18 protein-coding genes are annotated in these 19,030 nt (G+C 70.8%); 15 read left to right on the plus strand and 3 right to left on the minus strand.

Translation table 11 applies throughout. From position 1 onward, the window contains the following. The first annotated feature begins 69 nt into the window (after positions 1-69). The 10 genes from secY (at position 70) to truA (ending at position 7,488) form a co-directional block, all read left to right on the plus strand. Complete coding sequence (gene secY / locus ACOTKD_RS26250) at positions 70-1,383, plus strand: preprotein translocase subunit SecY (RefSeq protein ID WP_424891453.1); 1,314 nt, start codon at positions 70-72, stop codon at positions 1,381-1,383. Beyond that, complete coding sequence (locus ACOTKD_RS26255) at positions 1,383-2,039, plus strand: adenylate kinase (protein WP_424891454.1); 657 nt, start codon at positions 1,383-1,385, stop codon at positions 2,037-2,039. The genes secY and ACOTKD_RS26255 overlap by 1 nt, the downstream gene beginning before the upstream one ends. 143 nt (positions 2,040-2,182) lie before the next feature. Beyond that, a complete protein-coding gene (gene map, locus ACOTKD_RS26260; protein WP_424891455.1) occupies positions 2,183-3,019 on the plus strand; it encodes a type I methionyl aminopeptidase in 837 nt (278 codons plus the stop codon). 163 nt (positions 3,020-3,182) lie between these two features. Continuing rightward, complete coding sequence (infA, locus tag ACOTKD_RS26265; RefSeq protein WP_003956442.1) at positions 3,183-3,404, plus strand: translation initiation factor IF-1; 222 nt, start codon at positions 3,183-3,185, stop codon at positions 3,402-3,404. Positions 3,405-3,463: 59 nt separating this feature from the next. Continuing rightward, complete coding sequence (gene rpmJ / locus ACOTKD_RS26270) at positions 3,464-3,577, plus strand: 50S ribosomal protein L36 (protein WP_003956441.1); 114 nt, start codon at positions 3,464-3,466, stop codon at positions 3,575-3,577. Between the two features lie 182 nt (positions 3,578-3,759). Then, positions 3,760-4,140 (plus strand): 30S ribosomal protein S13, encoded by a 381-nt coding sequence (gene rpsM / locus ACOTKD_RS26275; protein ID WP_106677964.1) that lies wholly within the window; start codon positions 3,760-3,762, stop codon positions 4,138-4,140. A 104-nt stretch (positions 4,141-4,244) separates the two neighbouring features. Then, entirely contained in the window at positions 4,245-4,649 is a 405-nt protein-coding gene (gene rpsK / locus ACOTKD_RS26280) for a 30S ribosomal protein S11 (RefSeq protein WP_003948617.1), read from the plus strand. A gap of 236 nt (positions 4,650-4,885) precedes the next feature. After that, positions 4,886-5,908 carry a DNA-directed RNA polymerase subunit alpha gene (locus ACOTKD_RS26285; RefSeq protein ID WP_004946635.1) on the plus strand — a complete coding sequence of 341 codons (1,023 nt, stop codon included), beginning with the start codon at positions 4,886-4,888 and terminating at the stop codon, positions 5,906-5,908. A gap of 181 nt (positions 5,909-6,089) precedes the next feature. Continuing rightward, positions 6,090-6,554: a 50S ribosomal protein L17 gene (rplQ, locus tag ACOTKD_RS26290; protein ID WP_030368392.1), complete on the plus strand. Its 465-nt coding sequence runs from the start codon at positions 6,090-6,092 to the stop codon at positions 6,552-6,554. Between the two features lie 79 nt (positions 6,555-6,633). Further along, entirely contained in the window at positions 6,634-7,488 is an 855-nt protein-coding gene (gene truA, locus ACOTKD_RS26295; RefSeq protein ID WP_424891456.1) for a tRNA pseudouridine(38-40) synthase TruA, read from the plus strand. A 54-nt stretch (positions 7,489-7,542) separates the two neighbouring features. Here truA and ACOTKD_RS26300 read toward each other — a convergent pair whose 3' ends face one another. Both ACOTKD_RS26300 and ACOTKD_RS26305 read right to left on the minus strand, forming a co-directional pair. Next, positions 7,543-9,666 carry a glycosyltransferase family 4 protein gene (locus ACOTKD_RS26300; RefSeq protein WP_424891457.1) on the minus strand — a complete coding sequence of 708 codons (2,124 nt, stop codon included), beginning with the start codon at positions 9,664-9,666 and terminating at the stop codon, positions 7,543-7,545. Between the two features lie 152 nt (positions 9,667-9,818). Further along, positions 9,819-11,987, minus strand: coding sequence for a glycosyltransferase family 4 protein (locus ACOTKD_RS26305; protein ID WP_424891458.1), 2,169 nt, complete (start codon positions 11,985-11,987; stop codon positions 9,819-9,821). Between the two features lie 176 nt (positions 11,988-12,163). On the opposite strand from ACOTKD_RS26305, the gene ACOTKD_RS26310 reads away from it, so the two are divergent. Beyond that, positions 12,164-12,985: a hypothetical protein gene (locus tag ACOTKD_RS26310; RefSeq protein ID WP_424891459.1), complete on the plus strand. Its 822-nt coding sequence runs from the start codon at positions 12,164-12,166 to the stop codon at positions 12,983-12,985. Between the two features lie 293 nt (positions 12,986-13,278). On the opposite strand, the gene ACOTKD_RS26315 is transcribed toward ACOTKD_RS26310, so the two are convergent. After that, a complete protein-coding gene (locus ACOTKD_RS26315) occupies positions 13,279-14,346 on the minus strand; it encodes a hypothetical protein (protein WP_424891460.1) in 1,068 nt (355 codons plus the stop codon). Positions 14,347-14,411: 65 nt separating this feature from the next. On the opposite strand from ACOTKD_RS26315, the gene ACOTKD_RS26320 reads away from it, so the two are divergent. The 4 genes from ACOTKD_RS26320 to glmM all read left to right on the plus strand — a co-directional run bounded on the left by ACOTKD_RS26320 (position 14,412) and on the right by glmM (position 18,945). Further along, the gene (locus tag ACOTKD_RS26320) at positions 14,412-16,031 is read left to right on the plus strand and encodes an ABC-F family ATP-binding cassette domain-containing protein (protein WP_424891461.1); all 1,620 of its coding nucleotides are present in this window, start codon (positions 14,412-14,414) and stop codon (positions 16,029-16,031) included. A gap of 370 nt (positions 16,032-16,401) precedes the next feature. Further along, on the plus strand, positions 16,402-16,848 hold the full coding sequence (gene rplM / locus ACOTKD_RS26325) for a 50S ribosomal protein L13 (RefSeq protein ID WP_106681041.1): 447 nt from the start codon (positions 16,402-16,404) through the stop codon (positions 16,846-16,848). 39 nt (positions 16,849-16,887) lie between these two features. Then, positions 16,888-17,391 (plus strand): 30S ribosomal protein S9, encoded by a 504-nt coding sequence (gene rpsI / locus ACOTKD_RS26330; RefSeq protein ID WP_106681042.1) that lies wholly within the window; start codon positions 16,888-16,890, stop codon positions 17,389-17,391. 195 nt (positions 17,392-17,586) lie between these two features. Further along, positions 17,587-18,945 carry a phosphoglucosamine mutase gene (gene glmM / locus ACOTKD_RS26335; protein ID WP_424891462.1) on the plus strand — a complete coding sequence of 453 codons (1,359 nt, stop codon included), beginning with the start codon at positions 17,587-17,589 and terminating at the stop codon, positions 18,943-18,945. Positions 18,946-19,030 lie beyond the last annotated feature (85 nt).

Raw genomic sequence — 19,030 nt, forward strand, 5'->3', positions numbered from 1 at the left:
TGATAAGTATTCGTCGATCCTCAAGACCGTCACCTCTCGCGTGGCAACGTGAGAGGCGCAGGAGGCACCGTGCTCACCGCGTTCGCCCGGGCGTTCAAGACGCCCGACCTGCGCAAGAAGCTGCTGTTCACGCTGGGCATCATGGTGCTCTTCCGGCTCGGTGCTCATGTGCCGGTGCCGGGCGTCGACTACCGCAATGTCCAGATGTGCATGGACCAGACCAAGAGTGGTCAGGGCCTCTTCGGCCTCGTGAACATGTTCAGTGGTGGCGCGCTGCTGCAGATCACGATCTTTGCGCTCGGGATCATGCCGTACATCACGGCGAGCATCATCCTGCAGCTCCTGACCGTCGTCATTCCACGGCTGGAAGCCCTCAAGAAGGAGGGTCAGTCGGGGCAGGCAAAGATCACGCAGTACACGCGTTATCTGACCGTGGCTCTTGCCGTCCTCCAGGGCACCGGCCTGGTGGCCACTGCGCGCAGCGGTGCCTTGTTCGGGGGCTGCACCGTCGGGAACCAGATCGTTCCCAACCAGTCGATCTTCACCACCGTCGTCATGGTCGTCACCATGACCGCCGGTACCTGTCTGATCATGTGGCTCGGTGAGCTCATCACCGACCGCGGCATCGGCAACGGCATGTCGATCCTGATGTTCACCTCCATCGCCGCCGGCTTCCCGACCGCCCTCTGGGCGATCAAGCTGCAGGGCAGCCTGATGGGCGGCTGGCTGGAGTTCTCGCTGGTCATCCTCTGCGGCCTGGCGATGGTCGCGCTCGTGGTCTTCGTCGAGCAGGCCCAGCGCCGGATCCCCGTGCAGTACGCCAAGCGCATGATCGGTCGCCGTTCCTACGGCGGCACGTCCACCTACATCCCGCTCAAGGTGAACCAGGCGGGTGTGATTCCCGTCATCTTCGCCTCGTCGCTGCTCTACATTCCGGCGCTGCTCGTGCAGTTCACCGGGTCGAAGGCGGACTGGGCGGAGTGGATCCAGCGCAACCTGGTCAAGGGTGACCACCCGATCTACATGGTCACGTACTTCCTGCTGATCGTTTTCTTCGCGTTCTTCTACGTCGCCATCTCCTTCAACCCCGAAGAAGTTGCCGACAACATGAAGAAGTATGGTGGGTTCATCCCGGGCATCCGGGCCGGTCGTCCCACCGCGGAGTACCTGAGCTACGTGCTGAACCGCATCACGTGGCCGGGCTCTCTCTACCTGGGCCTGATCGCCCTGGTGCCCACGGTGGCACTGGTCACACTCAACGCAAACCAGAACTTCCCGTTCGGTGGAACCAGCATTCTGATCATCGTGGGTGTCGGTCTGGAGACTGTGAAGCAGATCGAGAGCCAGCTTCAGCAGCGCAACTACGAAGGGTTCCTCCGCTGATGCGAATCGTCCTCGTCGGGCCGCCCGGCGCCGGCAAGGGTACGCAGGCCGCGTACCTCGCCAAGAACCTCGCGATCCCGCACATCTCGACGGGCGACCTCTTCCGGGCGAACATCAGCCAGGGCACGCCCCTGGGCCAGAAGGCCCAGGAGTACATGCGGGCCGGCCAGCTCGTGCCGGACGAGGTCACCATCGGCATGGCCAAGGACCGCATGGACCAGGCCGACGCCGCCGACGGCTTCCTGCTCGACGGCTTCCCGCGCAACCTGGCCCAGGCCGAGGCGCTGGACGCCATCCTCAAGGCCGACGACCTCAAGCTGGACGCCGTCCTGGACCTGGAGGTCCCGGAGGACGAGGTCGTCAAGCGGATCGCCGGTCGCCGGATGTGCCGCAAGGACAGCTCGCACATCTTCCACGCGATCTACAACCCGCCGGCCGTGGAGGGTGTCTGCGACACCTGCGGCGGCGAGCTGTACCAGCGCGAGGACGACAGCGAGGAGACCGTCCGCCGCCGGCTGGAGGTCTACCACAGCGAGACCGAGCCGATCATCGACTACTACAAGGCCCAGGGCCTCGTGGTGACGATCTCGGCCCTCGGCAAGGTCGACGAGGTCACGAAGCGGGCGATGGCCGCGCTGGAGCGCGAAGCCGCCTGACATGGCCTGTGACTACGGCCGCGGTGCCCTTCGGGGCACCGCGGCCCGACGGGGCCGTTCACACGCGCGGCGGGCCCCTGGGGGCCCCCGCGGCCGTAGTGTTTGTTTGAGCATTTTGACCGCAAGACCCAGGAAGGCATCCCATGGTCGAGATCAAGACCGCCGAGCAGATCGCGAAGATGCGCGAGGCGGGGCTGGTCGTCGCCGCCATCCACGCGGCCACCCGGGAGGCGGCCGTGCCGGGTGCCACGACCAAGGACCTGGACGAGGTCGCCCGCAAGGTGATCGCCGAGCACGGCGCGAAGTCGAACTTCCTCGGGTACGGCGGCTTCCCCGCCACCATCTGCACCTCGGTGAACGAGGTCGTCGTCCACGGCATCCCGGACGAGAAGACGGTCCTCAAGGACGGCGACATCATCTCGATCGACGCCGGCGCGATCGTGGACGGCTGGCACGGCGACGCGGCCTTCACGGCCTTCGTGGGCACCGGTCACGCTCCGGAGCTGCTGGAGCTCTCCCGGGTGACCGAGGAGTCCATGTGGGCCGGCATCGCCGCCGTGAAGAACGGCAACCGCCTGGTGGACATCTCCAAGGCCATCGAGGGCTACATCCGCCGCCAGCCCCGCCCGGCCACCGGCAAGTACGGGATCATCGAGGACTACGGCGGCCACGGCATCGGCTCCGAGATGCACATGGACCCGCACCTGCTGAACTACGTCTCCCGCAAGCGCGGCAAGGGCCCCAAGCTCGTCCCCGGCTTCTGCATCGCCATCGAGCCCATGGTGAGCCTCGGCACGGCCCGTACGCACGTCCTGGAGGACGACTGGACGGTCCTCACGGACGACATGTCCTGGTCCTCCCACTGGGAGCACTCCGTCGCCCTGACGGAGGAAGGGCCGCTGGTCCTGACGGCGGTCGACGGCGGCAGGGCGAAGCTGGCGGAATACGGCGTCACGGCGGCTCCGGACCCCCTGGCGTGAGCGCCGCTTAAGGATCACTGCGGCGGGGCAGTCACCCCTGGATTAGTCTTTCGGGTTGCCCTGACGTAGACTGACGCGTCGGCTCTCGTGTATCCGCATGCCTTCGTACCGATGGCACGCACATACGAGAGTTGATCAAGGTAGCCGATTCGAAAGGCGAAGCGTGGCCAAGAAGCAAGGTGCCATCGAGATCGAGGGCACCGTGATCGAGTCTCTGCCGAACGCGATGTTCAAGGTGGAGCTCCAGAACGGTCACAAGGTCCTCGCGCACATCAGCGGCAAGATGCGTATGCACTACATCCGCATCCTTCCGGATGACCGGGTCGTCGTGGAGCTCTCTCCCTACGACCTGACGCGTGGCCGGATCGTCTACCGCTACAAGTAGATCTTGTCGACGCCCCATGTCCATGGGGTGACGGCACTGACCCGGAGAACCTCACACCCATGAAGGTCAAGCCGAGCGTCAAGAAGATCTGCGACAAGTGCAAGGTGATCCGCCGCCACGGCCGGGTCATGGTCATCTGCGACAACCTGCGCCACAAGCAGCGCCAGGGCTGACGCAGAACCTGCACTCCGCAGTTTCTTCGCGCGACGCGAGCAAAAAACGTACATACGCAGAGCCCGTCCGGTGTTCGATCACCGGCGACACCTCCGGCGGGGGCCGGGGACCCGGGACGTACCTAGTACGGCGACCGGGAGCGGCTCTGTGTCAGACCCCCGAGAACATCTGGAGCCATTGAATGGCACGCGTTTCCGGTGTTGACATCCCGCGCGAAAAGCGCGTGGAGATCGCACTCACCTACGTCTTCGGTATCGGCCGTACCCAGTCGCAGACGATTCTCGCCGCGACCGGTGTGAACCCGAACACCCGCGTTCGTGACCTGGTCGAGGAGGACCTGGTCAAGATCCGCGAGTACGTGGACGCCAACCTCAAGACCGAGGGTGACCTCCGTCGCGAGATCCAGGCCGACATCCGCCGCAAGGTCGAGATCGGCTGCTACCAGGGTCTGCGTCACCGCCGTGGCCTGCCCGTTCACGGTCAGCGCACCAGCACGAACGCTCGTACCCGCAAGGGCCCGCGTCGCGCCATCGCCGGCAAGAAGAAGCCGGGCAAGAAGTAGTCCGCAGCGGACGCCGCGGATCTTCGGGGGGCGACCCCCGAGACCTCCGCACTCCAGCGGTCTTCGCTGTAGGACCGACCACCTCCCTCCATCAGGAGTAAGACATGCCCCCCAAGGGTCGTCAGGGCGCTGCCAAGAAGGTGCGCCGCAAGGAAAAGAAGAACGTCGCTCACGGCCACGCGCACATCAAGAGCACGTTCAACAACACCATCGTTTCGATCACCGACCCGACGGGCAACGTGATCTCCTGGGCCTCCGCCGGCCACGTCGGCTTCAAGGGCTCGCGCAAGTCCACCCCGTTCGCCGCGCAGATGGCTGCCGAGTCGGCCGCCCGTCGCGCGCAGGAGCACGGCATGCGCAAGGTTGACGTCTTCGTCAAGGGCCCGGGCTCCGGTCGTGAGACCGCCATCCGTTCGCTCCAGGCGACCGGTCTCGAGGTCGGCTCCATCCAGGATGTCACCCCGACCCCGCACAACGGCTGCCGTCCGCCCAAGCGTCGCCGCGTCTGACGCTGCGCTGAGCCAGGCGGTGCGGCTCCCGGCTGGGGGTGTGGGGGTTATCCCCCACATGTCACAGCACGGCTGCCGTCCGCCCAAGCGTCGCCGCGTCTGACGCTGCGCGGCCTCGGCTGCTGTCTTGAGAGTGTGGGCGGTACGGCTTCCCTTCCGGGTGGCCGTGCCGCCCGTACCCTTGTAGTACCTCAGGGCATCAAATAGTGGGTGCCCATGACTGAAGGATTCATCGCATGCTGATCGCTCAGCGCCCCTCGCTGACCGAAGAGGTCGTCGACGAGTTCCGCTCGCGGTTCGTGATCGAGCCGCTCGAGCCGGGCTTCGGCTACACCCTCGGCAACTCCCTGCGCCGTACGCTCCTCTCCTCGATCCCGGGTGCGGCGGTCACGTCCATCCGCATCGACGGTGTCCTGCACGAGTTCACCACCGTGCCGGGCGTCAAGGAGGACGTCACCGACCTCATCCTGAACATCAAGCAGCTGGTCGTCTCCTCGGAGCACGACGAGCCGGTCGTGATGTACCTGCGCAAGCAGGGCCCGGGTCTGGTCACCGCCGCCGACATCGCCCCGCCGGCCGGTGTCGAGGTGCACAACCCCGACCTGGTCCTGGCGACCCTGAACGCCAAGGGCAAGCTGGAGATGGAGCTGACCGTCGAGCGCGGTCGCGGCTACGTCTCCGCCGTCCAGAACAAGCAGGTGGGCCAGGAGATCGGCCGCATCCCGGTCGACTCCATCTACTCGCCGGTTCTCAAGGTCACCTACAAGGTCGAGGCGACCCGTGTCGAGCAGCGCACCGACTTCGACAAGCTGATCGTCGACGTCGAGACCAAGCAGGCCATGCGCCCGCGCGACGCCATGGCGTCCGCCGGTAAGACCCTGGTCGAGCTGTTCGGTCTGGCCCGCGAGCTCAACATCGACGCCGAGGGCATCGACATGGGCCCGTCCCCGACGGACGCCGCCCTGGCCGCCGACCTGGCGCTGCCGATCGAGGAGCTCGAGCTCACCGTTCGCTCGTACAACTGCCTCAAGCGCGAGGGCATCCACTCCGTGGGTGAGCTCGTCGCCCGCTCCGAGGCCGACCTGCTCGACATCCGCAACTTCGGTGCGAAGTCGATCGACGAGGTCAAGGCGAAGCTGGCCGGCATGGGCCTGGCCCTCAAGGACAGCCCGCCCGGATTCGACCCGACCGCTGCGGCCGACGCCTTCGGCGCGGACGACGACGCGGACGCCGGGTTCGTCGAGACCGAGCAGTACTAAGAGCGGTCCGGCAGGATTGTTCTTGACTGCGGGTCCGCTTCGGCTGGTCACGCAGTTCCCCGCGCCCCTTACGGGGCGCGGACCCTCCGGGGCGCACCCCGGATCTCCGACAGGCAACCGCCTGCTCGGATACTGACCCCGGTACCTGATACGGCCGGGGCAGACACCTAGGAGAAACACCATGCCGCGTCCCACCAAGGGTGCCCGTCTGGGCGGCGGTGCCGCGCACGAGAAGCTGATGCTGGCGAACCTCGCCAAGTCGCTCTTCGAGCACGGCCGCATCACGACGACCGAGGCCAAGGCCCGCCGCCTGCGTCCGGTCGCCGAGCGCCTGATCACCAAGGCGAAGAAGGGCGACATCCACAACCGTCGCCAGGTGCTGCAGACGATCACGGACAAGGGCATCGTGCACGTGCTCTTCACCGAGATCGCCCCGCGCTTCGCCGAGCGTCCGGGTGGCTACACCCGCATCACCAAGATCGGCAACCGTCGTGGCGACAACGCCCCGATGGCCGTGATCGAGCTCGTCGAGGGCGAGATCGCCAAGAAGGCGACCGTCGCCGAGGCCGAGGCCGCCACCAAGCGTGCGGTCAAGGAGTCCGAGGCTGCTGCCGAGGCTCCGGCCGAGGAGTCGAAGGACGCCTGACACCGCTGATGCGTGTCAGTGACGGGCCCGCCCCTTTCGGGGGCGGGCCCGTCCCGCATTTCTGTGAGAGGAACTCTCGGTGAGTGACGAGGTGGCACCCGGTTACGTACGGGTGCGGCTGGACCTGTCGTACGACGGCAAGGACTTCTCCGGCTGGGCCAAGCAGCGCGAGGGCCAGCGCACGGTGCAGGGCGAGCTGGAGGACGCGATCCGGACCGTGACGCGGTCCAAGGAGACGTACGAGCTGACGGTCGCGGGCCGTACCGACGCCGGAGTGCACGCGCGGGGCCAGGTCGCGCACGTCGACCTGCCGGCCGAGGTGTGGGCCGAGCACGAGGAGAAGCTGCTGCGACGGCTGGCCGGCCGGCTGCCCCACGACGTACGGGTGTGGAAGGTCGCCGAGGCGCCGACCGGGTTCAACGCGCGCTTCTCCGCGATCTGGCGGCGCTACGCCTACCGGGTGACGGACCATCACGGCGGTGCCGACCCGCTGCTGCGGGGTCATGTGCTGTGGCACGACTGGCCGTTGGACGTGGCCGCGATGAACGAGGCCGCCGGGCACCTGGTCGGTGAGCACGACTTCGCCGCGTACTGCAAGAAGCGCGAGGGCGCCACGACCATCCGCACGCTCCAGCAGCTGAGTTGGGAGCGGGGCGCGGACGGCATCATCACCGCGACCGTGCGCGCGGACGCCTTCTGCCACAACATGGTGCGGTCGCTGGTGGGCGCGCTGCTGTTCGTCGGCGACGGGCACCGGCCGGTGGAGTGGCCCGGGCAGGTGCTGGCCGCGGGCGTGCGGGATTCCGCCGTGCATGTGGTGCGGCCGCACGGGCTCACGCTGGAGGAGGTCGGGTATCCGGTCGACTCCGAGCTCGCGGCGCGGAACATTGCGGCGCGGAACAAGAGGTCGCTGCCCGGCGAGGGTTGCTGCTGAAGCGGATAGGGGAAAGGGCCCGGCTTTCGCCGGGCCCTTTCCCATGTGACGGGGTCAGCTGGGGCAGCTGATCGCCAGGTCGCTGTTGACCGTGAAGTACGGCTTGATGCCGTCGACCTTCGGGTACAGGTCCGTCTTGTTGCGGTCGACGATGTCGCCGATGAGGCGGGCCACCTTGACCGGCTCGCCGTCCGGGGTCAGGCGCAGGGCCAGGTCCCAGACGGTGTTCTCCTCGCCGGTGCCGCGGGCGTGGCGCAGCTCGGCGTAGGGGAGGGTGACCCGGAAGGTCGTGCTGTCGACGGCGGTGACCTGCGCGGTGACCTTGTCGGCCGTGTCCGCGCGCGGCGTGGCGACGAGGACGGGCTCGCTGCCGTCGGCGAACTCGGCGCCGTGCAGGGTGCCTTCGACGGTGAGGGAGGTCTCGTCCTGGCGGACGGTGCGGGCCTCGGCGTGGACGGGGCGGTTCCAGGCGCGCAGGGCGAGGAAGCCGTCGACCGTCGGGTAGGGCACCCACCAGGTGAACGGGGCGCCGGGCAGGGGCTCCAGCTCGACGAGGCCGCGGCCCTCGGCGAGGTGGGAGACGACGCGGCGGCGTGCGCCGTCGTCGCCGCGGACGACGTGGAGGTCCCAGCGGCCCTCGCCCAGGCGGAGCTGCTTGCGGTCGAGGACGGCGGTGTAGGGGGCCTTGGGGCCGGTCGGTGCCGTGAGGGGCACGCTGACGGGCTTGCCCTCCTTGCGGCGGGTGACCGTGAGGGAGAGCTTCTCGCCGGAGAGGCCCTTGCGGTCGACCGAGACGAGGATGTTGCCGTCGGCGTCGACGCGGCAGGAGGCCGTGCAGCGCAGCGGCTTGCGGACGATCTCCTTGATCGCGGCCTTCACCGGCGGGGTGGAGGGCTTGGCGACACCGCGGCGCAGCGGGCGCAGCAGCTTGCCGGCGGTGCGGCGCAGCATCTTGGAGAGGGGGACGGGCGCGGGCTTGCGCTCGGCCGTCGCCGCGCCGGAGCCCGCGGGGGCGGACGCCGGGGCGGAGCCGTCGCGGGCGCCGCCGAGGCTCTCGATGAGCTCCTCGTAGCGGCGGGCGATGGCGTCGGGGTGGTAGCGCTCGGCGGAGACGAGGGCGTTCTTGCCCATGGTGTGCCGCAGCTCGTCGTCCTCGATGAGCTTGAGGAGGCCCTTGGCGATGGCGTCGCTGTCGAGGTTGGTGACGAGGAGGCCGTCGTGGCCGTCCTTGATGATCTCGCCGGGGCCGTGCGGGCAGTCGGTGGCGACGACGGGGACGCCGCAGTTCATGGCCTCCACGATCGTCATGCCGAAGGACTCCTCGCGGGAGGTGACGGCGGCGATGGAGCCCTTGGCCCACTCGGTCTCGATGGGGGAGTGGGCGCCCATGAGGGTGATGTGGTCGGCGAGGCCGAGCTGGTCGATCTGCTCGCGGAGCTTGGCCTGCTGGGGGCCGCGGCCGTAGATGCGCAGCTTCCAGTCGGGGCGGGTGGCGGCGACGGTGGCCCAGGCCTTGACGAGGAGGTCGTAGCGCTTGACGGGGATGAGGCGGCCGGCGGCGACGACGAGCTTGGCGTTGCCGTCGGAGGGCTCGACCTCGGAGGCGGGGACGCCGTTGGGCAGCGCGATCAGCTTGGTCTTGACGTCCGGGAACTGCTCGCGGTGGGTCGCGGCGTCCGCGTCGGAGACGGCGGTGTGGGCGTCCAGGTGCGGGATGGCGAGGTCCTGGGCGGCGCGGATGTTCGGCTCGTGGGTGCCGTAGATCCGGTGCTCCTGGCCGATGCGCAGGTAGCGGTCCTGCCCGAACTCGGCCAGGTACATGACGAGGCCGGGGCGGGTGGCGATGACGACGTCGGCGTCGGTGCGGGCGAGGTGCTCGGCGACGCGCTTGTCGGTCAGGGCGCTGAAGTGGGCGCCCTTGGCCTCGACGGGCGGGATGTGGGCGCTGTCCTGCTCCAGCAGGGGGTTGTCCCGGTCGGCGCCGGTCTCGGCACGGGTGTCGATCAGGTGGACCAGCTTCACCTTGCGGTGCAGGGGGAGCTTGGGCGTGCCGCCCGTCCGGTGGATCGACACGATCTCCACGTCGTGCCGGGCGGCGAGCGCACTGGCGACGTTGAAGGTGGAGCGGATCGTGCCGCCGATGCCGTAGGCGTTCTGCAAAAGGAAAGAGATCTTCATGGCGGTGTGTGCGCGGCGCGAGCGGGCGGCGCGTCCGTCCTTCCCCCTGGCCTGGGTGTACGGGTCGGGTCTCCCCTCGGCCGGACGCCTCGCTGGTCCGGTCCGATCCGTCGGTTAAGACCGTTGGGAGGGATTTCGGTTGCCTGTGCAGGCTACATTGTGGCTTGAGTCACATCGTTTACGTCAAGGGTGAGATCGTTCTCCGGGTCGAAGACGGGGCGCACGGCGACGGTGCCGCGCACGGGGTGTCCGAGGGTGCGCGCCGGGTGGACGTCGGTGCGTTTGCGGTCGACGCCGTCGCCCGTGAGACGCCCGAGCGGGACGTGCGGTTCCGCGGGTGCGGGGCGCAGGGCGAGCCGCCACACGTCGTGTGCGGTGCCGCGGCGGGCGAAGAGCAGGTCGTACGGGACGGTGCAGCGCAGCTGCCGCGCGCCGAGGGCGGTGAGCGGCACGTCCACGTCGTACGAGCCGTCCTCGGGTGAGACGAGGACGAGGCGCGAGGCGGGCGTGAGGGGTGCCGCGGTGCCGTGCACGGTGGCGGTCACGGTGAGGGAGGCCTCGCCGACGGTGATCGCGTCGAGCTCGGCGTGGGCGGGGCGGCGCCAGGTGCGCAGGGTCAGGGAGCCGGCGGCGGTGACGTAGGGCACCCAGGCGGTGACGTGGCCGTCGGCGTCGCGGCCCAGGGGCAGGGTCAGCAGGCGGGCCTGTTCGACGAGGCCGGCGGCGACGCGGGCGCGCTTGCCGTCGTCGGCGCGCTCGACGAAGAAGTCCCAGCGGCCCTCGGCGAGCGGGGTGCCGGCCCGGTCGAGGAGGGCGGTGAGCGGGCCCTTGCCGGTCGCGGGGCGGGTGAGGGGGAGCTCGATGCGTTCGCCCTCGCCGGTGCCGTCGGTGCCGCGCAGGCGGGCCGTGAGCGTCAGCCGCTCGCCCGTGACGCCTGCGCGCGGCAGCCGGACGGCCAGGCCGCCGTCGGCGGTGGCGCGGGCGGAGGCGCGGGGGCGCAGCGGCTTGAGGGGTGCGGGCTCTTGCGGGGTGGCCTCGGGCCGGACCGGGCGGAGGGCTCCGGCGGCCTTGCGGCGCAGTGGCCGTACGAGGCGGGCCGCGGTGCGGCGCAGGGCGGCGGAGGCGGGTGCCGGCGCCGGTGCCGCCGCGGCCTGGTCCACCGGCTCCGGCAGGAGCTCCGGCCGCACCTCGCGCACGATCCGCTCGAACCGTTCGGCGATCTGCGCGGGGGCGTAGCGCTGCGCGGAGGCGCGGGCGGCGCGGCCCATGGAGCGGCGCAGCTCCTCGTCGTCGATGAGTTTCAGGAGGCCTTCGGCGATCGCGCCGGCGTCCCCGGGGCGGACGAGCAGGCCGTCCACGCCGTCCTCGATGATCTCGCGCGGCCCTTGCGGGCAGTCGGTGGCGACGACCGGCACGCCGCAGTGCATGGCCTCGACGATGGTCATCCCGAAGGACTCGAAGTCGGAGGTCACGGCGGCGATCGAGCCCTTGGCCCACTCGGTCTCGATGGGCGAGTGCGGGCCCATGAGCGCGATGTTGTCGCTCAGGCCGAGCTCGTCGATCCGCTCGCGCAGGGCGGTCCGCTCGGGGCCGCGGCCGTAGATGCGCAGGCGCCAGTCGGGGCGCTCGGCGACGACCTGGGCGAAGGCGTCGACCAGCAGCCCGTAGCGCTTGACGGGGATGAGGCGGCCGGCGGCCACGACGAGCTTCGCGGAGCCCTCGGAGGGCTCGACGGCGGCGGCCGAGACGCCGTTGGGCAGCGCCGCGATGTGCGTACGGGCCTCCGGCAGCTTCGCGCGGTGCGTGGCCGCGTCGGCCTCGGAGACGGTGGTGAGGGCGTCCAGGAACGGGATCGCGGCGTCCTGGGCGGCGCGGACCTCCGGGTGGTGGCCGTCGTAGATGAGGTGTTCCTGGCCGATGCGCACGTATGTGCGCTCGGTGGCGAGGCGGGTGAGGTGGACGAGGAGGCCGGGGCGGGTGGCCACGACGACGTCCGCGTCCGTGGCCTCCAGGTACTGGGCGACGCGCAGGTCGGCGAGGCGGGTGAAGGCCTTCACGTCGCGCTCGCGGGCCGGGAGGAGCGCGCTGGGCTGCTGCTGCAGCTCGTTGTCGGTCTCCGAGCCCGGGGCGTCCTTGCGGATGTCGATCAGCGACGTGAGGCGGACGCGGCGGTCGGCGGGGAGCTTCGGGGCGTCCGCGCTGCGGTAGACGGAGACGAGCTCGACGTCGTGGCGGGCGGCGAGGGCGCTCGCGAGGTTGCCGGTCGCGCGGATGGTGCCGCCGATGCCGTAGGCGTTGTGGATCAGGAACGCGATCTTCATGGGCGTGCGGGCGGTCCTCCCTCCGGGGCCGGGGCGTTCTTATGTTCGGGCGAGCGAACTGTAGGGGCAGCCGTGAAGCCCCTGTCAAGCCGTGCGTCGAACGGCAGTCCAGAGCGTAACCATGTGGCCGGGCGTGGCGCGGGCACGGACCCCGCGGGCGCTGGGACCCTGGGCCTGTGAAGGCGATGGTGGCGGTCTCCGCGGTCGTGGCCCTCGGGCTGACGGCCGGATGCGGCGGCAGTGGCAGCGGCGGCGGCAGCGGCGGTCCCGGCGGCGGAGGGAGCCGTGGCGGCTCCCGGGGCGAGGCCAAGGGCGCGCGCAATGCCGTGCGGATACTGAGCCCCGCCCAGCTGCGGCACGTGGAGCTCGGGGCCCGCGAGGTCCCCGGCTTCCAGATCGAACGCGCCGGCAGCAGCGCGGCGGGCGGCGGGCGGCCCCGTACGGACGCCGCCGCCTGCGGGCCGCTCGTCGACGCCCTCGGCTCCCAGCCGCGGCCCGAGCCGGCCGCGTCCGTCGTCAACACCTTCGCCAAGGCCGGCGAGGACCTCGACTTCCAGGGCCTCATGGGCATGATCCGCGTCTCCGCGTACCGCGGCGACGGCGCCGCCGCGACGCTGCGCGGGCTGCGCTCCGCGGCGGACCGCTGCGCGGGCGGCTTCGGCATGCTCACGGGCGAGGGCGAACCGCAGGAGTTCCGCGCCGTGCGGACCCTCTCCGCGCCGCGGCTGGGCGACGAGGCCGTCGCCTACCGCCTGGAGAACGCGGCGGAGCGCGCGCCGAGCCTGATCACGGTCGTCCGGTCCGGAACGACGCTCGCGATGTTCTTCGCCACGAGCCTCGGCGACCCGGAGGACGTCGAGATCCCGCCGGACCTGGTGGCGGCGCAGGTGGAGAAGGTCGAACGAGCGGAACGGAAGGCCCCCACGGCGCCGCCGCCGTCATCGCCGATGGCGGCGGGGGAGGGCGGGGAAGCGGGGGACGGCGGGGACGGGGGCTAGCGGCTCCGGGCGCCGGGCCTTGGAGGCGGTGCGCCAGCACGAATCCGCCGCGACGGCGATCGGCCATGACGGTGGAGCCCGGCGGTGCCGTACGCACCTGAGGCCGGTCCGGCACCGCACCCGGGTGCGGTGCGGGGTCGTGGGTGCCGCGCGCGCACGGATCCGCCGCAGCGGTGATCAGCCGTGATGGTGGAGTCCGGCGGTGCCGTACGCACCTGAGGCCGGTCCGGCATCGTCCGGTCGCGCCGCGGTGGGGAATTCCTGCCTGCGGCAGGAAAGGGGCCGTAGCCCGGCTACGCCTGCTTCTTCGCTCCCGGCGACGGCGTGGCCACCGACGCCGACGCCTGGGCGTTCGCACGCGCCATGATGCGGCGGAACGTGTAGCCCGCCACGTCGCGGCCCGCCTGCAGGGCGTCCTTGTCGTCGTCGGGAACGGCCTTGCCGTTCGTGTAGCCGGCGACGGTGAAGTACGCGTAGCGCCCCTCCGCATTGGCGGTGAGGCGGCAGGCCGTGGCCCGGCAGAAGGACGGGCCGTCCCCGGCGAGGGACTCGATGTTCCCCGTGGACTGCTCCTTGGCCTTGTCCGCCGCGGCCTTCGTGTCGAAGACGGCGACGCCGACCGTCACCGCGACCCCGTCCCGCACGTACGTGGCCCGCAGCACCTGGCGGCAGCCGTTGCCGGTGAGGACGGAGCCGAGGCCGCCCTGCGCGGCCGTGGCGCAGTCCTCGTCAGTGGCCGTGGCGGTGCGGTCGTACTTGCGCTTGTCGAGGGACGGCTTGCTGTGCGGGAACAGCGTCTTCGTGCTCAGCGGGGCCTTGTCCTTCTCCGCGCTCGCTATGAACTCCCGCGGGTTCGGCGGAGGCGGCGGGGCGACCTGCGAGAACGACGGCTCGGGCGACCCGGAGGCGCTCGGGAGCTTCTGCGCGGAGGGCAGGCCGGAGCCGCCCTTGCTCTTGTTCGAGCCGACGACGAGCGCCGCGACGGTGCCGGCGACGGCGACCGTGGCCAGCGCGCCGCCACCGATCAGCAGCCACTTGCGGCGGCGGCCGCGGGCGGCGGTGGTGTCGGCGAGGGCGTCCCAGTCGGGGGTCTGCGAGGCCTGGCCCGGGACGGCGGGGCCCCACGGCGCCGGCGGCTGGGGCAGCGGCTGCGGCTGTGCCTGCGCCTGCGGTGAAGGCTGCGGCGCCTGCTGCGCGGGCTGCGGGTGGGGCTGCGGCGACAGGTCCGGCGGCGGACCGAACTGCCCCGCCGGAGGCATCGGCTGCCCGCCCGGCGAGGGCACCGGCGGCGGACCCGGCTGCTGGTGCGGCTGCTGCGGATCCCCCGGGGCCCCGTACGGCCCTCCCTGCCCAAAGCTCATGGCGTGCATCGTAAACCGCGGAAACGCGTTGGTCGCCCCCTGTGGAAACAGGGAGAATCCCGCCCATGGGACATGTCGAAGCGGGCCATCTGGAGTACTACCTCCCCGACGGAAGGGTGCTCCTCGGCGACGTCTCCTTCCGCGTGGGCGAGGGGACCGCGGTCGCCCTCGTCGGCGCCAACGGCGCGGGCAAGACCACGCTGCTGCGCCTGATCGCGGGCGAGCTGCAGCCGCACGGCGGCGCGGTCTCGGTCAGCGGCGGGCTCGGCGTGATGCCGCAGTTCGTCGGCTCGGTCCGGGACGACCGCACCGTCCGCGACCTGCTGGTCTCCGTCGCCCAGCCCCGTATCCGCGAGGCCGCGAAGGCCGTCGACGAGGCCGAGCTCGCGATCATGGAGCAGGACGACGAGGCGGCGCAGATGGCGTACGCGCAGGCGCTCTCCGACTGGGCCGAGGCCCGCGGCTACGAGGCCGAGACCGTGTGGGACATGTGCACCACGGCCGCGCTCGGCGTCCCGTACGAGAAGGCGCAGTGGCGCCAGGTCCGCACGCTCTCCGGCGGCGAGCAGAAGCGGCTCGTCCTGGAGTCCCTGCTGCGCGGCCCGGACGAGGTCCTGCTGCTGGACGAGCCGGACAACTACCTCGACGTCCCCGGCAAGCGCTGGCTGGAGGAGAAGCTGCGCGAGACGAAGAAGACGGTGCTCTTCGTCTCCCACGACCGCGAGCTGCTGGCCCGCTCCGCCGAGAAGATCATCAGCGTCGAGCCGGGCCCGGCGGGCAGCGACGTCTGGGTGCACGGCGGCGGCTTCGCCACCTACCACGAGGCGCGGAAGGAGCGGTTCGCCCGCTTCGAGGAGCTGCGGCGGCGCTGGGACGAGAAGCACGCCCAGCTGAAGAAGCTCGTGATCACGCTGCGGCAGGCGGCCGCGGTCAGCCACGAGATGGCCTCGCGGTACGCCGCGGCCCAGACCCGGCTGAAGAAGTTCGAGGAGGCGGGCCCGCCGCCGGAGCCGCCGCGCGAGCAGGACATCCGGATGCGGCTGCGCGGCGGACGCACCGGCGTGCGGGCCGTGACCTGCGAGAAGCTGGAGCTCACGGGGCTGATGCAGCCGTTCGGCCTGGAGGTCTTCTACGGGGAGCGGGTCGCGGTCCTGGGCTCGAACGGCTCGGGCAAGTCGCACTTCCTCCGCTTGCTGGCGGGCGAGGACGTGGCGCACACCGGCTCCTGGAAGCTGGGCGCGCGGGTCGTCCCCGGGCACTTCGCGCAGACGCACGCCCACCCCGAGCTGCTGGGCCGCACGCTCGTCGACATCCTGTGGACGGAGCACGCCAAGGACCGCGGCGGGGCGATGTCCGCCCTGCGGCGGTACGAGCTGGAGAAGCAGGGCGACCAGCCCTTCGAGAAGCTCTCGGGCGGGCAGCAGGCCCGCTTCCAGATCCTGCTGCTGGAGCTGGCCGGGACGACGGCCCTGCTGCTGGACGAGCCCACGGACAACCTGGACCTGGAGAGCGCGGAGGCCCTCCAGGAGGGCCTGGAGGCGTACGAGGGGACGGTGCTCTGCGTCACACACGACCGCTGGTTCGCCCGTACGTTCGATCGCTTCCTGGTCTTCGGAGCGGACGGTCGCGTCCGCGAGGTGCCGGAGCCGGTGTGGGACGAGGGCCGGGTGGCGCGCAGCCGGTGACCGTGCGGGCGACCGCCTGCGGCGGTGTCCTCAAGAAGCGCCGGACGGGCTGGAACGTTGGTGAGCCCGCTCATGAAGTTCGGCCCGTCCGGCGCTTGGGGACGAGGCCCGCAGGGCCGGTGCGGGTAGCCGCGCCCGCGCACCGGTGGGACCATGTGTTTTGACCCCGCCGGTGGGCGCCCGGTACTCTACGAGTTCGTTATGCGTATTGGCTTGGTCGTTCTCACGCGAGGGGCCCTTACGCTTGCCCACCAGAGTGGCCGCCAGCGGCCCGCACCCGGGTTGCGTCCCCGGAGTGCGTCCCTCGCCGGCAGCCGCCTCAGGCGGGCCGTGTCAGGACCCACTCACTGAAGAAGCGAAGGCTACGACCGTGCGTACGTTCAGCCCCAAGCCCGGCGATGTCCAGCGCCAGTGGCACATCATCGACGCGCAGGACGTCGTCCTGGGCCGTCTGGCCTCTCAGGCCGCCTCCCTGCTGCGCGGCAAGCACAAGCCTGTGTACGCCCCGCACATGGACATGGGTGACTTCGTCGTCATCATCAACGCCGACAAGGTTCACCTGTCCGGCAACAAGAAGACCCAGAAGATGGCGTACCGCCACTCTGGCTTCCCGGGTGGTCTGCGCTCCGTCCGTTACGACGAGCTGCTCGACAAGAACCCCGAGAAGGCCGTCGAGAAGGCGATCAAGGGCATGCTGCCCAAGAACTCCCTCGGCCGTCAGATGCTCTCGAAGCTGAAGGTCTACTCGGGCGCCGAGCACCCGCACGCCGCCCAGCAGCCGCAGCCGTTCGAGATCACCCAGGTCAAGCAGGGCTAAGTCCCGGCCACCGCCGAACCAGAAAGTCTGAGGAGAATCGTGGCTGAGACCACCGCCGAGATGCCGGTCGAGGGCGTCGAGGAGTACACCACCGAGACCGAGGTCGTTGAGTCGGAGTACACCTCCGAGTCCCTCGCGTCCCGCTTCGGCGACCCGCAGCCGGCCGCCGGCCTGGGCCGTCGCAAGAACGCCATTGCCCGTGTCCGGATCGTTCCGGGCTCCGGCAAGTGGAAGATCAACGGTCGCACCCTTGAGGACTACTTCCCCAACAAGGTGCACCAGCAGGAAGTCAACGAGCCCTTCAAGGTGCTCGAGCTCGACGACCGCTACGACGTCATCGCCCGCATCTCGGGTGGCGGCGTCTCCGGCCAGGCCGGCGCCCTGCGCCTCGGCGTGGCCCGCGCGCTGAACGAGGCGGACGTGGACAACAACCGCGGCCCGCTGAAGAAGGCCGGCTTCCTGAGCCGCGACGACCGTGCGGTCGAGCGCAAGAAGGCCGGTCTGAAGAAGGCCCGCAAGGCTCCGCAGTACAGCAAGCGCTAATCACGCGGCTTCGCTGCTTCTGCTCGAACGCCCCGGCGGCACGCTCCGTGCCCGCCGGGGCGTTTCGGCTATCGGTCACCCGGGACGTATCGGCGTATACCTGAAGTCAACGTTCCGGTTCCGGACCCGACACTTTTGATTGCGGGGCCCGTTCACAGGCAGGCCCCGTATCCGCGCGTTTTTCGGAGGACACCAGTGGGACGACTCTTCGGTACGGACGGTGTGCGCGGCGTCGCCAACGCCGATCTGACGGCCGAGCTCGCACTCGGCCTGTCGGTCGCTGCGGCGCACGTGCTCGCCGAGGCGGGGACGTTCGAGGGCCACCGCCCGGTGGCCGTCGTGGGCCGTGACCCGCGTGCGTCCGGGGAGTTCCTGGAGGCCGCCGTCGTGGCCGGCCTGGCCAGCGCCGGCGTCGACGTGCTGCGGGTGGGCGTGCTGCCCACGCCCGCCGTCGCCTACCTCACCGGCGCGCTCGGCGCCGACCTCGGCGTGATGCTCTCCGCGAGCCACAACGCCATGCCCGACAACGGCATCAAGTTCTTCGCCCGCGGCGGCCACAAGCTCGCCGACGAGCTGGAGGACCGCATCGAGCAGACCTACCGGGCGCACGCCTCCGGCGAGCCCTGGGACCGTCCCACCGGTGCCGGCGTCGGCCGCGTCCGCGAGTACGACCAGGGCTTCGACAACTACGTCGCCCACCTCATCGGTGTCCTCCCCAACCGCATGGACGGCCTGAAGGTCGTCATCGACGGCGCCCACGGCGCCGCGGCCCGCGTCTCCCCGGAGGCCTTCGCCCGCGCCGGCGCCGAGGTCATCACCATCGGCACCGAGCCCGACGGCCTCAACATCAACCACGAGTGCGGCTCCACCCACCTGGACAAGCTGCGGGCCGCCGTCGTCGAGCACGGCGCCGACCTGGGCGTGGCCCACGACGGCGACGCCGACCGCTGCCTCGCCGTGGACCACAAGGGCAACGAGGTCGACGGCGACCAGATCCTCGCCGTCCTCGCCCTCGCGATGCGCGAGTCGGGCTCGCTGCGCAAGAACACCGTCGTCGCGACCGTCATGTCCAACCTGGGCTTCAAGCTGGCCATGGAGCGCGAGGGCGTCGAGCTCGTCCAGACGGCCGTCGGCGACCGCTACGTCCTGGAGGAGATGAAGGCGCACGGCTTCGCCCTCGGCGGCGAGCAGTCCGGCCACGTCATCGTCCTCGACCACGCCACCACCGGCGACGGCACGCTGACCGGCCTGATGCTGGCCGCCCGCGTCGCCGCCACGGGCCGCTCCCTCGCGGACCTGGCCGGCGTGATGGAGCGCCTGCCGCAGATCCTCATCAACGTCCGCGACGTCGACAAGACGCGCGTGAAATCCTCCGAGGAGCTCGCCGCCGCCGTCGCCGCCGCCGAGGCGCAGCTGGGCTCCACCGGCCGGGTGCTGCTGCGCCCCTCCGGCACCGAGCCGCTCGTCCGGGTGATGGTGGAGGCCGCCGACATCGAGCAGGCCCGCACCGTGGCCCAGGAACTGGCCGACGCGGTCAAGTCGTCCCTGGGCTGAGCCGGTGGGCCGCCGGACCGGTGGTCCGCCGGCCCCGCCCCGCGGTGGCGCATCGCCGTAGCGGCGGAAGAACGTGCCGGGTCCA

The sequence above is a fragment of the Streptomyces sp. XH2 genome, from assembly GCF_049725035.1.
GTDB classification, from domain to species: Bacteria; Actinomycetota; Actinomycetes; order Streptomycetales; family Streptomycetaceae; genus Streptomyces; species Streptomyces roseoverticillatus.